The sequence below is a fragment of the Sphingomonas hankookensis genome, from assembly GCF_001619955.1.
Taxonomy (GTDB): Bacteria; Pseudomonadota; Alphaproteobacteria; order Sphingomonadales; family Sphingomonadaceae; genus Sphingomonas; species Sphingomonas hankookensis_A.
Genome location: NZ_LQQO01000034.1, coordinates 125,687 through 139,933, shown reverse-complemented (window position 1 = coordinate 139,933; position 14,247 = coordinate 125,687). Strand labels below are relative to the sequence as shown.

12 protein-coding genes are annotated in these 14,247 nt (G+C 67.0%); 5 read left to right on the top strand and 7 right to left on the bottom strand.

Annotation, left to right across the window (positions count from 1 at the left end; genetic code table 11):
- The first annotated feature begins 1 nt into the window (after window position 1).
- Genes AVT10_RS12590 through AVT10_RS12580 form a run of 3 tightly spaced genes read left to right on the top strand, consistent with a single transcriptional unit; the run spans window position 2 to window position 1,555 of the window.
- Window positions 2–421 (top strand): VOC family protein, encoded by a 420-nt coding sequence (locus AVT10_RS12590; RefSeq protein WP_066691957.1) that lies wholly within the window; start codon window positions 2–4, stop codon window positions 419–421.
- On the top strand, window positions 421–1,140 hold the full coding sequence (gene gloB, locus AVT10_RS12585; RefSeq protein ID WP_157092772.1) for a hydroxyacylglutathione hydrolase: 720 nt from the start codon (window positions 421–423) through the stop codon (window positions 1,138–1,140). The genes AVT10_RS12590 and gloB overlap by 1 nt, the downstream gene beginning before the upstream one ends.
- Before the next feature lie 19 nt (window positions 1,141–1,159).
- On the top strand, window positions 1,160–1,555 hold the full coding sequence (locus AVT10_RS12580) for a hypothetical protein (protein WP_126014812.1): 396 nt from the start codon (window positions 1,160–1,162) through the stop codon (window positions 1,553–1,555).
- Between the two features lie 268 nt (window positions 1,556–1,823).
- On the opposite strand, the gene hslU is transcribed toward AVT10_RS12580, so the two are convergent.
- The 5 genes from hslU to AVT10_RS12555 all read right to left on the bottom strand — a co-directional run bounded on the left by hslU (window position 1,824) and on the right by AVT10_RS12555 (window position 6,805).
- Window positions 1,824–3,119 (bottom strand): ATP-dependent protease ATPase subunit HslU, encoded by a 1,296-nt coding sequence (gene hslU, locus AVT10_RS12575; protein ID WP_066691952.1) that lies wholly within the window; start codon window positions 3,117–3,119, stop codon window positions 1,824–1,826.
- A 10-nt stretch (window positions 3,120–3,129) separates the two neighbouring features.
- The gene (gene hslV, locus AVT10_RS12570) at window positions 3,130–3,681 is read right to left on the bottom strand and encodes an ATP-dependent protease subunit HslV (RefSeq protein ID WP_055757729.1); all 552 of its coding nucleotides are present in this window, start codon (window positions 3,679–3,681) and stop codon (window positions 3,130–3,132) included.
- Window positions 3,682–3,869: 188 nt separating this feature from the next.
- Window positions 3,870–4,277, bottom strand: a complete 408-nt coding sequence (locus tag AVT10_RS12565; protein ID WP_066691949.1) for a holin family protein — start codon at window positions 4,275–4,277, stop codon at window positions 3,870–3,872.
- Window positions 4,278–4,308: 31 nt separating this feature from the next.
- Window positions 4,309–4,860, bottom strand: coding sequence for a glycoside hydrolase family 108 protein (locus tag AVT10_RS12560; protein WP_066691946.1), 552 nt, complete (start codon window positions 4,858–4,860; stop codon window positions 4,309–4,311).
- Between the two features lie 343 nt (window positions 4,861–5,203).
- Window positions 5,204–6,805, bottom strand: coding sequence for an alpha-N-arabinofuranosidase (locus AVT10_RS12555; protein ID WP_084401679.1), 1,602 nt, complete (start codon window positions 6,803–6,805; stop codon window positions 5,204–5,206).
- A gap of 148 nt (window positions 6,806–6,953) precedes the next feature.
- Between AVT10_RS12555 and era the strand changes: the two genes are divergently transcribed.
- On the top strand, window positions 6,954–7,856 hold the full coding sequence (gene era / locus AVT10_RS12550; protein WP_066691943.1) for a GTPase Era: 903 nt from the start codon (window positions 6,954–6,956) through the stop codon (window positions 7,854–7,856).
- 110 nt (window positions 7,857–7,966) lie between these two features.
- Here era and AVT10_RS12545 read toward each other — a convergent pair whose 3' ends face one another.
- Window positions 7,967–10,474, bottom strand: coding sequence for a TonB-dependent receptor (locus tag AVT10_RS12545; RefSeq protein ID WP_232308019.1), 2,508 nt, complete (start codon window positions 10,472–10,474; stop codon window positions 7,967–7,969).
- A gap of 170 nt (window positions 10,475–10,644) precedes the next feature.
- Window positions 10,645–11,013 carry a glycine zipper 2TM domain-containing protein gene (locus tag AVT10_RS12540; protein ID WP_066691929.1) on the bottom strand — a complete coding sequence of 123 codons (369 nt, stop codon included), beginning with the start codon at window positions 11,011–11,013 and terminating at the stop codon, window positions 10,645–10,647.
- A gap of 325 nt (window positions 11,014–11,338) precedes the next feature.
- Here AVT10_RS12540 and gyrB point away from each other — a divergent pair, with 325 nt between their 5' ends.
- Complete coding sequence (gene gyrB, locus AVT10_RS12535; RefSeq protein ID WP_066691926.1) at window positions 11,339–13,807, top strand: DNA topoisomerase (ATP-hydrolyzing) subunit B; 2,469 nt, start codon at window positions 11,339–11,341, stop codon at window positions 13,805–13,807.
- Window positions 13,808–14,247: the final 440 nt, after the last annotated feature.

Here is a 14,247-nt window from a genome sequence, read left to right as displayed (position 1 = left end):
CATGACCCGCTATCTCCACACCATGATCCGGGTGACCGACCCGGATGCGACCATCGCCTTTTTCGACATGCTGGGCCTGAAAGAGGTTCGCCGCATGGACAACGAAAAGGGCCGATTCACGCTGATCTTCCTCGCCGCGCCGGGGCAGGAGGGCGTGGCCGAGGTCGAGCTGACCCATAATTGGGACCCCGAACCCTATGCCGGCGGGCGCAATTTCGGGCATCTCGCCTTCCGGGTCGACGATATCTACGCGACCTGCCAGACGCTGATGGACGCCGGCGTCACGATCAACCGTCCGCCGCGCGACGGACACATGGCGTTCGTAAAGACGCCCGACGGCATTTCGATCGAGCTGTTGCAGGACGGGTCGCTTCCCGCCGCCGAACCCTGGGCATCGATGCCGAACACCGGGACGTGGTGATGGAGATCGTCCAGATTCCGGTGCTGTCCGACAATTATGCGTGGCTGCTGCACGACGCGGCGAGCGGCGAGACGGTGGCGATCGATCCGGGCGCGGCGCAGCCGGTGCTGGATGCCGCCGCAGCGCGGGGCTGGACGATCACCGCCATCTGGAACACCCACTGGCATCCCGATCATGTCGGCGGCAATGCGGCGATCAAGGCGGCGACGGGGGCCACGGTGACCGGGCCGGAGGCGGAGCGGGCGAAGATCGCCGACATGGACAATGGCGTGGGCGAGGGCGCGATGCTGTCGGTCGGGGAGCATGCCGCCACCGTCTGGGCGGTGCCGGGGCATACCGCGGGCCATGTCGCGTTCCACTTTGCCGACGACGCCGTGCTGTTCAGCGGCGACACCCTGTTCGCCATGGGCTGCGGCCGGTTGTTCGAAGGGACGGCGGCGGAGATGTTCGGCAATATGCGGCGCTATGCCGAGTTGCCGGCCGATACGCGGGTCTATTGCGGGCACGAATATACCCTATCCAACGGCCGCTATGCGCTGTCGGCCGAGCCGGACAATGCCGCCATCGTCGAGCGGATGGCGGCGGTCGAAGCGCTCAGGGCCAAGGGCGAGCCGACCGTGCCGACGACGATCGGCGCGGAGCTGGCGACCAATCCGTTCCTGCGCAGCCGGTCGGCGGAGGAACTGGCACGGCACCGCGCGGCGAAGGATGCGTTCTGATCGGGTAAGGAGAGGCGCGATGAAGCGAATGGCATGGACGGCGGCGCTGTTACTGGGCGCCTGCGCGACTCCGCAGCAACTGGCGGAGACGCAGGCCCGGGGCGACCGGGAGCTTGCGAAGATGCTGGCGGGGCGGGTGGCGGGCAAGCCCGAGAACTGCATCCCGACCGGCTTCATTGACGGGCCGCAGGTGGTGGGCGATTCGCTGATCTATCGCCAGACCGGCAAGCGGCTGTGGCGGACCCAGGTACGCGACCGCTGCCCGTTCCTGCGCGACGATCAGATCGTCGTGTCGATCCTGTACGGGGCGCAGGTGTGCCGCAACGACCGGTTCCGGCTGGTCGATCGCGGTGCGCCGATCGCGTCGGCGGATTGCACGTTCGGGGAGTTCGTGCCGTATGACAAGGTGGGGTGAGCCTTCACTGCCACCTCCCCGCTCTCCCGTTTGGTTCGAGCTTGTCGAGAACGGGGTGCCTCAAACTCCGCGTTCTCGACTGACGCTTCTCGACAAGCTCGAAGCTGCTCGAACCGAACGGGTTTGGGGGGATGGAACTCTCTCCCGCCCGTTCGTCCTGAGTAGCCGCTGAGCCTGTCGAAGCGGCGTATCGAAGGACCTCCAGGGTGCTTCGATACGGGCTTTCGACTTTGCTCAATCCCTACTCAGCACGAACGGCGGTACGGGATCACAGCACGTAGCGGCTGAGGTCGGTGTTCCGTGCGATGCTGGCCAGCTGCTTTTCTACATAGGGCGCGTCGATCGTCACCGCTTGGCCCGCGCGATCCTCGGCGTCGAAGCTGACCTCTTCCAGCAGCTTCTCCATCACCGTCTGCAGACGGCGGGCGCCGATATTCTCGACCTCCGCATTCACCTCCGCCGCGATGCGGGCGATGGCGGCGATGCCGTCGTCGGTGAAGGTCACCTCGACGGATTCGGTGCCGAGCAGCGCGCGATACTGTGCGGGCAGCGATGCCTTGGTATCCGACAGGATCGCGATGAAATCGGCCTCGGTCAGGCCCTTCAGCTCGACCCGGATCGGCAGGCGACCCTGTAGTTCGGGCAGCAGGTCGCTGGGCTTCGCCACATGGAACGCGCCCGACGCGATGAAGAGGACATGGTCGGTCTTCATCGGGCCGTATTTGGTGGCGACGGTCGTCCCCTCGATCAGCGGCAACAGGTCGCGCTGCACGCCTTCGCGGCTGACCGAACCGCCGCGCACGTCGCTGACCGCGATCTTGTCGATCTCGTCGAGGAAGACGATGCCGTTCGCCTCGGCATCGGCCAGCGCAGCGCGGCTGACCTCGTCCTGGTCGAGGCGCTTGTCGGCCTCTTCCTCGACCAGCTTGTCCCAGGCGGCGCGGACGGTCAGCTTGCGGCGCTTCTGCTGGCCTCCGCCGAACGCCTTGCCCATCATTTCCGACAGGTTGATCATCTGCGGCGCGGCACCGGGGATTTCGAACGGCATCTGCGGGGCCGCGTCGAGCTCGATCTCGACTTCCTTGTCGTCGAGATGGCCGTCGTTGAAGCGCTGACGGAACGCCTCGCGGGTCGCTTCGCTGGCGCCCTTGCCGGTCAGCGCGTCGAGCAGGCGGGCCATCGCCGCTTCCTCCGCCTTGTCCTTGACCGCGACGCGGCGGCGTTCGCGTTCCAGCCGGATCGCTTCCTCGACGAGGTCGCGGGCGATCTGTTCGACGTCGCGGCCGACATAGCCGACCTCGGTGAACTTGGTCGCCTCGACCTTCACGAACGGCGCGTCGGCGAGCTTGGCCAGACGCCGGCTGATCTCGGTCTTGCCGCAGCCGGTGGGGCCGATCATCAGGATGTTCTTGGGCGATACCTCGTCGCGCAGGTCGGGCGAGAGCTGCTGCCGACGCCAGCGGTTACGCAGCGCCACCGCGACGGCGCGCTTGGCGTCCTGCTGGCCGATGATATGCGCGTCGAGGGCAGCGACGATCGCCTTCGGAGTCAGATTGTCTTGCATGGAATGTCCGTCAGTTCGCGCTGTCGAGCGCTTCGAGGGTGACGCGATCGTTGGTGTAGACGCAGAGTTCGGCGGCGATGGCCAATGCCTTGCGCGCGACCTTTTCGGCGTCGCCTTCATAGTCCGACAGCGCGCGGGCGGCGGCGAGGGCGAAATTGCCGCCCGATCCGATCGCGGCGATGCCGGCTTCGGGTTCCAGCACGTCGCCATTGCCGGTGACGACCAGCGTCACGTCCTTGTCGGCGACGATCAGCATCGCCTCCAGGTTGCGCAGGAACTTGTCGGTGCGCCAGTCCTTGGCCAGTTCGACGGCGGCGCGCAGCAGTTGGCCCTGATGGCGCTCCAGCTTCGCTTCCAGCCGTTCGAACAGGGTGAAGGCGTCGGCGGTGGCGCCGGCGAACCCGGCGATCACCTTGCCGTCGCCCAGCGGGCGGACTTTCCGCGCATTGGGTTTCATGACCGTCTGTCCGGCCGAAACCTGCCCATCCCCCGCGATCACCACGCGACCGCCGCGACGCACGGATACAATCGTGGTGCCGTGCCACACCGTCTCTTTGCTCATGGGCGCGATATGGGGAGGAGGTTGGGTTGGACAAGGTGGGCTTCAAATCCTCCCCGCTCTGCGGGGAGGGGGACCATCCGAAGGATGGTGGAGCGGTGCGCCGCGAACGCAGTCGTTGCGTGTGGGGCGCTGCCCCTCCACCATCGCCTTCGGCGACGGTCCCCCTCCCCATGGAATGGCGAGGATCTTTAGCGTTCGGCGCCTTTCGCCTTCCCCCAGGCCCTGGCCGCTGTGTAGCCGAGATAGCCGGTGCCGAAGAGGGCGTACAATTCCTCCGGGATGCCGCGCAGATAGGCGGTCATGCCGCGCGCGATGCCGGCGGCCATGTCGGGCTGGACCGCCGAGATCAGCCCCATCGGGATCGCCCAGAGCAGCAGCGCGTACATGACGTATAGGAAGCCCGGCCGCGCGCGCGAGGTCCACGGGTCGGTCGACTGCGCCTCCGCGACGATCGCGGAGAGTTGCGCCTTGACCCGGTCGAGATCGGCGGTGGATTCGAGTTTCAGCAGTTCCAGCTTGGCCGCGTCGCGGGCCCTGGGGTCGGGGATCAGCTTGTCGAGCAGCGCCGCGATCGGCGCGATCAGGGAATCGATCATAGGGCCTCCGAAAGGTCAAAGTTCACTAAGTTCACACTCGTGGCGTATCGACGCGCAGGGCGAGCCAGCCGTAGAGAAAGGCTTCGTTAGCGGGGCGCGTTTCGGCCAAGCGGAGATAGCGTTCGCCCTGCAAGGCGTTGATTGCCTTGACCAAAACCGCCTCTGCCGCCGGGCCGCGGGTGGCGAGGAGGGTGTCGAGCGCGGCGAGCGTCTGCGCGCCGATGTTGCCATCGACCGCGATATCGCCCCAGTCGCGCTGCTGGCGGTTGAGCGCGTTCAGGATGCGCTGGAGAAAGGTCGCGGCGACCGACGGTCCCATGTTGACGCCGGTGTCGAACAGTTCGGCGGCGAGTAGCGGCGCACGGGTCGCTACCGCCGCGAAGTTCGGCGCCTGCCAGTAGCGGCGGCGGTAGATGCGTGCGGCGAGGGCGCGGGGCAGGTCGCGCATCGCGCCGGTGTAACCTTCCGCGCGGGCGACGGCTTGGGTGATGCCGTAGCGGGTCGCGCCGCCACGGTCGGCGGGGTGGTCGACATAGCCGCCTTCGCGGTCGATCACGTCTTCGATCAGGGTGGTTGCGTCCATTTCGTCCTCCTGTTGGAGGTGGAACGTAACCAGAACGTTTTGTTGTAGGAAAGCGGCCATCGCGGCGCGCGGGGCCGGGATGGCCGCGCCGGCGCGGGCGGGGGTCCAGGGTCAGGTGTGGTGAGGGCAGTGGTTGGGGCTCTGGACCCCCGCCTGCGCGGGGGTACGGCCGGCCGCTATCTTACCCGTTTGGTTCGAGCAGCTTCGAGCTTGTCGAGTAGCGGTAGTCGAGAACGGGGTGCCTGGGGCGGGGCCTTCTCGACTTCGGTTCTCGACAGGCTCGAACCTGCGCTCGAAGCAAACGGGAGGGGAAGGGGCGACCTTCCGGCCGCCCCCGCCCGTATTACTTGACGTCGAGCATTACCACCGACTTGGCCGGCAGCGTCACCGACAGCGTGCCGTTGGCGATCTGCGCGCCGGTGAAGGTCGCCGGTACGACCGCGTTCGGGTTGTCGAAGTTATTGTGCGCGGTCATCGTCGGGGCGGTTAGGACGCGGCCGGTGATGGTCGTGCCCGCCACGCCGGTCAGCGCGACGTTGATCGGGGCCGGGCGGTTCGGGTCGGCGTTGGACAGCGCGATGTGCACCGCACCGTCCTTGCCGCGCACGGCCGAGGCCGACACCGCCGGGATCGCCCATTTGTCGCGCGAATAGTATGGGCTGTCGATCGTGATCGGCAGGACGGTGCCGTCCATGAACGGCTTGTACATTTCGAACACGTGATAGGTCGGCGTCAGGACCATCTTCGGCCCGTCGGTCAGGATCATCGCCTGCAGCACGTTCACCATCTGCGCGATGGCGGTCATCTTCACCCGGTCGGCATGCTTGGCGAAGATGTTCAGGTTGATCGCGGCGACCAGCGCGTCGCGCAGCGTGTTCTGCTGGCGCAGGAAGCCCGGCGTCGTGCCCGGGTCCTGCCCGTACCACGTGCCCCATTCGTCGACGGCCAGCCACACGCGCTTCTGCGGATCATATTTGTCCATGATCGCGCTGTGCTTGGCGATCAGTTCCTCCATCTTCCAGGTGAGGCCGAGCGTTTCGGCCCATTCGGATTCGGTGAACTGGGTCGGCGACGCCTTGGGTGCCCAGCCGCCGGGGACGGTGTAGTAATGGAGCGAGACGGCATCGATGTGCCGCATCGCTTCGCGCATCATCACCTCGGTCCAGTTATAGTCGTCGGAATTGGCACCCGACGCGATCTTCAGCACGCGGCTGCCCTCGGGCGACTTGATGAAGGTCGCGAAGCGCTTCGTTTCGTCGGCGCCATATTCGGGGCGCATGTTGCCGCCACAGCCCCATAGTTCGTTGCCAATGCCGAAATAGGGGACCTTCCACGGTTCCTTGCGGCCGTTGCGGGCGCGTTCGTCGGCCAGCGTGCCGGCGCGCTGGGTCATATATTCGACCCATTCGGCCATTTCGCGGGCGGACCCGTTGCCGACATTGCCCGAGATATAGGCTTCGGCACCGACCTGTTCGGTCAGGTCCATGAATTCATGGGTGCCGACCGCATTATCCTCGGTAACGCCGCCCCAGTTGGTGTTGATCTTGACCGGGCGCTTGGCCTTCGGCCCGATCCCTTCGCGCCAGTGATATTCGTCGGCGAAGCAGCCGCCGGGCCAGCGGATGACCGGCACGCCGAGCCGCTTCAGCGCCGCGACGACGTCGTTGCGGAAGCCGCGGGTATTGGGGATTCGACGGTCGTTGCCGACCCACAGGCCGCCATAGATGCCGTTGCCCAGATGCTCGGCGAACTGGGTGAAGATACGCCGGTCATAGGTGGGACCGGCCTGATCGCCGCGAATGGTGATTCGCGCCGGCTCGCCCGGCTGCGGCGTCGGCGCCGTCTGGGCCGTGGCGGTCGCCGCGATCAGCAAGGATGCGGTGCCCAGCGCAAAGGCGCGTGCGCGCTGGCGCAGTTTGAGGCGCGTGGTGGTCCGGCCGGTCATGGGATCAATCCCCCCTATGTCGTTTTTGTCTGACTAATGCGTAGCGAACCCGTCCGGCGCGATCAAGAGCGGATCGGGATGCTTTGCAGCCGGGGGCGGGGCGGGTAAGAGGGGCGATCCCTCTCCCTTATCGACAGGTTTTGCTCTTTTGACGTCCTCCCCCCAGTCGTGCGGCCTCGTCGCGATCCTCGGTGCCCCGAATGCGGGCAAATCGACCCTGGTCAATGCACTGGTCGGACAGAAGGTCGCGATCACCAGTCCCAAGGCGCAGACGACGCGCACCCGGTTGATGGGCATCGCGATCGAGGGCGATACCCAGCTGCTGCTGGTCGATACGCCGGGTATCTTCGAGCCGAAGCGGCGGCTGGACCGGGCGATGGTGTCGGCGGCGTGGGAAGGCACGGCGGGCGCCGATGCGATCGCGGTGGTGGTCGACGGCAAGGGCGGGATCGGCCCCAAGGTCCGCGCGATCGTCGAACCGCTGGCCGACCGGAAAGAGCCGAAGCTGCTGATCCTCAACAAGGTCGACATTGCCGACAAGCCGCGCCTGCTGGACCATGCCGCGCGGCTGCACGAAATGGCGGCGTTCGAGGAAACGTTCTTCGTCAGCGCCACGACCGGCGACGGGCTGGCGGAAATGAAGGCGGCGCTGGCGAAGCGGATGCCGGAAGGGCCGTGGCATTTCCCCGAGGATCAGGTGAGCGACGCCACCGACCGGATGCTGGCGGCGGAAGTGACGCGCGAGCAACTGTACCACCAGCTGCACGAGGAACTGCCCTATGCGAGCGCGGTCGACACCGAACGCTATCTGGAGCGTGAGGACGGGTCGGTCGAAATCCACCAGCAGATTTACGTGGCGCGTGATACGCAGCGCGCGATCGTGCTGGGCAAGGGCGGGCAGCGGATCAAGGAAATCGGCGCGACGGCGCGCAAGGAATTGCAGGAATTGCTGGGGGTGCGCGTGCACCTGTACCTGCATGTGAAGGTCAAGCCGAACTGGGAAGAGGACCGGATGCTGTACCGGGATATCGGACTGGACTGGGTGGAGTAGTTTCGCAGGCTCCAGGCGTACCCCCGCGCAGGCGGGGGTCCAGGGCAGCGAACGCTGCCGTTTCGCCCTTGGCTCTGGACCCCCGCCTGCGCGGGGGTACGGTTTGGCACTCAGAACAATTTCCGCACCGACAGGCGGACGATCCGGCCGTAAGGGTCGAGGAACGACGGCTGGAAGCGATAGGGCACCGCGTCGTTCCGGTCGCGGACATCGACGCGGTCGTTGAGCAGGTTCTGCACCTCGAACTGCAATACCATCCGCTTCGCCCATGGCGCGCGGGGGGCGAGCTTGTCGGCCTGGACTTGCGAATAGAGGCCGAGGAAGGTCAGCCCCGAAAAGCGCAGGTCGGACGCCGGCAGCGTGCTGCGGATGCGGGTCGCGGGGCGTTGGTTGCCATAGACGCCCATGCGGAAGGCGCCGACCGATCCGCCGATATTGCCCATCAGCTCATAGCGCGGGCGGCCGCTGTTGCCGTCCAGCGTCTCGCCGTCGAGCAGGTCGAGTTCGCCCTGTCCCTGTCGGAGCGTCAGCCGGTCGGACAGGCGGGCGGTCGCCGTCAGGAACGCCCAGAGCTGTGGCCGGTCGGGCGGCGGCGGCGCGTCCTTGGCCGGAGGCGGCGGGGTGGGGCCGATGGGGCCGAAGAACGAGATTTCGGCCTTAACCTTGCGCTCGACCTCGCCGAACAGGTTCACCGGGCGGATGTCGGCGCGCAGCAGCCGGCCGCTATCGTCGCGGACGAAGCGGTCGGGGAACGCCGCCTGCAACGCCGCCGTCGCGCTGACCAGATTGGCGACCTGATCGGTGATGCGCGTGTCGACATAGCTGACGCCGAGGTTGAGCTGTTTGTTCTTGATCGGACGCCAGCCGATGCCGAACGTGCGGATCTGCCGTTCCTCCGGCCGCAAATCGGTATTGCCGCCGCCGGTCACCGCGATCGGCGCGCTGGCCCCGGTCACGAAGTCGAAGAACGGCGTGTTGGGCACGGTGACGATCGGCTGGGTCAGGGTCGCGATGGCCGGCGGGGTGCGCGCGGTGTTGATCGACGCGGTGATCTGCACCGGACGCTTCGGCGCCCAGTTGAGCGCGAAATTGCTGCTGGCGAGGCTGCCATAGTCCGACACGCCGGTCAGGCCGAGCATGACATTGGCCGACAGCGAGCCGATCGCCGACAGCACGCCGCGATCGGTCGAAGTGAGCGGCAGGTCAAGGCTGGCGCTGCCGCCCTGCACGGTACGGGTCAGGGTGCTGGCGGCGCCTGCATCGTCGGCCAATCGTCCGCTACTGTCCGAGCGGGCGTAATCGGCGTTGAGCGTCAGCTGCGCGGGGCCGGCGGGCAGTTGCAGGACCGGGCCGTTGGCGGTCGCCTTGGCCATAAGCGTGCCGGTGACGGTGCGGCTGCGCGTGACGATCATCGGCCGGGCGGTGAGGGCGGGGGAGAGGTCGAACGGATCGGCGCCACCATCGACCGCCGCCTGCAACGCATCGGCTGCGATGCCGCGATCGACGGCGGCACGGGCGCGGACCCGGTCGTATCCGCCGGTGACGGTCCACAGCCAGCGCCCGACCCCGCCCTGCACGGTCGAGGCGGCATGCAGCGTCAGATTGTCGTTGCGCTGGGTCAGCACCGGCCCTTCGTCCAGATAGCGGTCGAGCAGCACCGGGCGGTCGAAGGGCAGCGGCGATCCGGCGGGCAGGGCGAGCGTCGCTCCCTGCAACCCGGCCAGCGCGCGGCCGCGATCCGCCTCCATCGTCAGGTTGAGCGAGGCGAGCATCGTCTTGCCGATCGGCACGACATGGGTGCCGTCGACCTTCAGCGCGTCGCGGCTGCGCAGCGAAAGGAAGGGGGCGAGGTCGGTCGCGCGGCGGCTGCCGGACGCGTAGGCGGCGAGCGTGCCGCGCTGTACCGGGTCGAACGGTACTGCGGCGGCGGTTATCGGCCGTCCGGCGAGCGAATCGAGCGCGGGGTCGATGCTGCCGCCGTCCGGCGCACGAACGTTGCCGTTGCGGTCGAACGGGCTGTCGCTGTCGGGCAGATAGGGGCGCTGCGATGCGCGCAGCGGATTTTGCCGGTCGTACGTGATGGCGAGGACGGTGCGGCGGTCGCCGGCGATGCGGGTCGACCCCAGTTCCAGCCGTTCGGTGCCGCCGCCGCCATCGGTCGTCGTCCCCGCCCCCTGATCGAAGACCAGCGCGCGAAATTTCTGTTTCAGCACGAAATTGACGACACGGACCGTCGGCGCAAAGCCGAAGCGGGCGGCGTCCTGTTCCGACAGCACTTCGGTCCGCTCCAGCGCCTCGGGCGGGAGCGTCCAGATTTCGCGATAGCCCGAGATGCGGCGGCCGTTGAGCAGGAAGACGGGGTCGCCGCCGCTGGCCGAGCTGGTCAGCGGTTTGAGCAGCTGGGCCAGCTGTTCCATGCTGGTCGCGCCCAGCGCGCGGAGCGCCGCGGCGTCGAGCACCGCAACCGGCGCGATGTCGCCGATGGCGGAGCCGGGCGGGCGCTTGCCGGTGACGACGATTTCGTCGCGCGGCGAGTCGTCTTCCTCCTGCGCGGCGGCGGGCAGCGGCACCGCCAGCACGGCGGCACCGGCCAGACTTCGCCCGACTGCCATCCTCATCCGCCGCTCCACGTTCGTTGCGGCGACCGGGCTAGGGGCGGTTTCGGACCGAAGCGTGGCGAAAAGCGGCCAAGGCGCGGCGGACGCGCAAAAAGGGCCGGCCCCTCCCGAAGGAAGGACCGGCCCCGAGTCCGACACCCCGTTACGCCACCGGGGGTGCCGGAAACCGGTTAGCGGTTGCAGTAGCGCGGCGGGTCGGCCCGATCGATCGCCCGGCCGGCGACCGCACCGACGCCACCACCCAGGATGGTGCCGAGCAGGCGGTTGCCACGACCGGCAACGGTGTTGCCGAGCAGGCCGCCGGCGATCGCGCCGATCACCGTGCCGCCGTCGCCATTCTCGCAGCGCGCGCCGCGACGGTTGTACTGGCGGTCGCGATAATAGCCGCGGTCGCCGCGATATTCACGATAGCCGCGACCGTCGCGATAATCCCGCTCGTAGCGGTCCCCGCGCCAGCTCTGCGCCGAAGCGGCGGTCGGAGCGGCGGCGGTAGCGACCGTGGCAAGCGCGGCAGCGGCAAGCGTCAGCTTCTTGAACATGGGTCTTCTCCCTCAAAACTCGGTGACGGTGGTTGATCCCGTGTCGGGAAGTCCGTCTGTGATTTGGGGTATGCGCCGATTCGCTTGAGCCGATACTGAATGCGCCTGTTAGCTGCCGTTCATTATTCAGGCGGAACGGATGGCGAGATTTCGTCACTCCCGCGAAGGCGGGAGTCCATACACGCTGTCGTTAGCGACCCTGCCGCGCCGTCGGCGTTTAAGGATTCCCGCCTTCGCGGGAATGACGAACGTGGGGCGCCGAAACGACCCGCATCCTATGCGGGTTTTGCTTTAGTTCCCTCGCGCAAAACCCTATATACTCGCTATGGCAACGAACCCCAATCAGAACGACTACGGCGCAGATTCGATCAAGGTGCTCAAGGGGCTGGACGCGGTCCGCAAGCGCCCCGGCATGTATATCGGCGATACCGACGACGGCTCCGGCCTGCACCACATGGTGTTCGAGGTCAGCGACAATGCGATCGACGAGGCGCTGGCCGGGCACTGCGACCGCATCCTCATCACGCTGAACGCCGATGGCTCCGTCTCGGTCGAGGATAATGGCCGCGGGATTCCGACCGGCATCCACAGCGAAGAGGGCGTGTCGGCCGCCGAGGTCATCATGACCCAGCTGCACGCCGGCGGCAAGTTCGAGAACACCAACGACGACAATGCGTACAAGGTGTCGGGCGGCCTGCACGGCGTCGGCGTGTCGGTGGTGAATGCCCTTTCCGACTTTCTCGACCTGACGATCTGGCGCGACGGGCAGGAGCATTATATGCGCTTCCGCCGGGGCGATGCCGAAGCGCCGCTGAAGGTCGTCGGCCCATCGGAAAAGCGCGGCACCCGCGTGACGTTCCTGCCCTCGGCCGAGACGTTCAAGATCACCGAGTTCGATTTCGACAAGCTGGAACACCGCTTCCGCGAGCTGGCGTTCCTCAATTCGGGCGTGCGGCTGGTGCTGGTCGATGCCCGGCACGAGGAGCCGCGCGAGGTCGAGCTCTATTACGAAGGCGGGATCGCCGCGTTCGTGAAATATCTCGACCGGACCAAGAACCCGCTGATGCCCGAGCCGATCGCCATCAACGGCTTCCGCGACGATGTCGGCATCGACGTCGCGCTGGAATGGAACGACAGCTATTACGAGAACGTCCTCGCCTTCACCAACAACATTCCCCAGCGCGACGGCGGGACGCACATGGCGGCGTTCCGCGCCGCGCTGACGCGTACGCTCAACAATTACGCCGACAAGTCGGGGATGCTGAAGAAGGAGAAGGTCTCCCTCACCGGCGACGACATGCGCGAAGGGTTGACCGCGATCGTGTCGGTCAAGCTGCCCGATCCGAAATTCTCGTCGCAGACCAAGGACAAGCTGGTGTCGTCGGAGGTCCGTCAGCCGCTGGAAGCGCTGATGGCCGACAAGCTGGCAGATTATCTGGAGGAAAATCCGGGCAATGCGAAGGCGATCATCCAGAAGGTGATCGACGCCGCCGCCGCGCGCGAGGCCGCGAAGAAGGCGCGCGAGCTGACCCGCCGCAAGGGCGCGATGGACATCGCGTCGCTGCCCGGCAAGCTGGCCGATTGCCAGGAACGCGATCCCGCCAAGTCCGAACTGTTCTTCGTCGAGGGTGACTCGGCCGGTGGTTCGGCCAAGCAGGGGCGCGACCGCCATTTTCAGGCGATCCTGCCGCTGCGCGGAAAAATTCTGAACGTCGAGCGTGCGCGGTTCGACCGGATGCTCGCCAGCCGCGAGATCGGGACGATCATCACCGCGCTGGGCACCGGCATCCGCGACGATTTCAACATCGCCAAGCTGCGCTACCACAAGATCGTCATCATGACCGACGCCGACGTCGACGGCGCGCATATCCGTACGCTGCTGCTGACCTTCTTCTATCGCCAGATGCCCGAGATCATCGAGGCGGGGCACCTCTATATCGCCCAGCCGCCGCTGTATAAGGCGACGAAGGGCCGGTCGGAAGTGTACCTCAAGGACGACAACGCGCTCGACGAATATCTGGTCGAGGCCGGGGTCAGCGCGCATGTGCTGGAAAGCCCGGCCGGTGCGCGCAGCGGCGACGACCTGAAGGCGCTGCTGGGCCATGCGCGGCGGATGCGGACGCTGATGCGCTATGTCCCGCGCCGCTACGACATGGGCATCGTCGAGGTGCTGGCGCTGGCCGGCGTGCTGGATCCGGCGATCGGGCAGGCGGATCGCGATACGCGGTTGCAGGACGCGGTGTCGCGCATCGGCCGCACCGATGGCGAGGCGCAATGGACCGCGCGGGTGACCGAGGATGGCGGGCTGCAGTTCCAGCGCCGCTGGCGTGGCGTCACCGACACCCACAATATCGAACCGGCGTTCCTGCTGTCGGCCGAGGGGCGCAAGCTCCATGCGTTGGCGGCGGAGGAAGCGGCGAGCTATGCCGGCGTGTCGAAGCTGGTCAGTGCGCGCAGTGCCGGCGAAGCGGCTGCCGAAGGTGAGGAAGAGGCGCCTGCCGTTGCCGCGAAGGGCGAGACGCTGGTCGCGCGGCCGAGCCAGTTGCTCGACGCGATCCTGGCGGCCGGGCGCAAGGGCCTGTCGATCCAGCGTTACAAGGGGCTGGGCGAGATGAACGCCGAACAGCTGTGGGAAACCACGCTCGATCCGGCCAACCGGTCGATGCTGCGCGTCGCGATCGACCAGGCGGACGTGGCGGACGAGATCTTTACGCGGTTGATGGGCGATGTCGTCGAGCCGCGGCGGGATTTCATTCAGGAGAATGCGCTGAACGTGGCGAATCTGGACGTTTGACAGGCGGGGTTATGCCCGTTCTCCTTGAGCGTATCCCCGCGCAGGCGGGGATCCAGAGCCAAGGACGTTGCGCTTCGTAACCCTGGATCCCCGCCTGCGCGGGGATACGGTCTTTTGGTGGACGGGCGTTATCCACAGGGAAGCCGTACCCCGGCGGAGGCCGGGGTCCAGCTTCGGTGCGGTAGCGATGGAGTCGCGGACGTATCCCAACTGGACCCCGGCCTTCGCCGGCGTACGGCGGGGGTGAGGGTTGCTATCCTGGCCCCCAATCCGCTCGGTTCGAGCAGCTTCGAGCTTGTCGAGAAGCGTCCGTCGAGAACCCTGTGTTCGGGGCAACCCCTTCTCGACTTCGGTTCTCGACAGGCTCGAACCTGCGCTCGAAGCAAACGGGCGGGTAAGTGTCAGGGGCGGACAGGACGCTGGGGCAGAGGTAACTGCGA

What these genes read in the sequence shown, in the direction of transcription:
- AVT10_RS12590 (WP_066691957.1), top strand. Translation starts at nt 2, where the DNA reads ATGACCCGCTATCTCCACACCATGATCCGGGTGACCGACCCGGATGCG.
- gloB (WP_157092772.1), top strand. Translation starts at nt 421, where the DNA reads ATGGAGATCGTCCAGATTCCGGTGCTGTCCGACAATTATGCGTGGCTG.
- AVT10_RS12580 (WP_126014812.1), top strand. Translation starts at nt 1,160, where the DNA reads ATGAAGCGAATGGCATGGACGGCGGCGCTGTTACTGGGCGCCTGCGCG.
- hslU (WP_066691952.1), bottom strand. Translation starts at nt 3,119, where the DNA reads ATGCAAGACAATCTGACTCCGAAGGCGATCGTCGCTGCCCTCGACGCG.
- hslV (WP_055757729.1), bottom strand. Translation starts at nt 3,681, where the DNA reads ATGAGCAAAGAGACGGTGTGGCACGGCACCACGATTGTATCCGTGCGT.
- AVT10_RS12565 (WP_066691949.1), bottom strand. Translation starts at nt 4,277, where the DNA reads ATGATCGATTCCCTGATCGCGCCGATCGCGGCGCTGCTCGACAAGCTG.
- AVT10_RS12560 (WP_066691946.1), bottom strand. Translation starts at nt 4,860, where the DNA reads ATGGACGCAACCACCCTGATCGAAGACGTGATCGACCGCGAAGGCGGC.
- AVT10_RS12555 (WP_084401679.1), bottom strand. Translation starts at nt 6,805, where the DNA reads ATGACCGGCCGGACCACCACGCGCCTCAAACTGCGCCAGCGCGCACGC.
- AVT10_RS12545 (WP_232308019.1), bottom strand. Translation starts at nt 10,474, where the DNA reads ATGAGGATGGCAGTCGGGCGAAGTCTGGCCGGTGCCGCCGTGCTGGCG.
- AVT10_RS12540 (WP_066691929.1), bottom strand. Translation starts at nt 11,013, where the DNA reads ATGTTCAAGAAGCTGACGCTTGCCGCTGCCGCGCTTGCCACGGTCGCT.
- gyrB (WP_066691926.1), top strand. Translation starts at nt 11,339, where the DNA reads ATGGCAACGAACCCCAATCAGAACGACTACGGCGCAGATTCGATCAAG.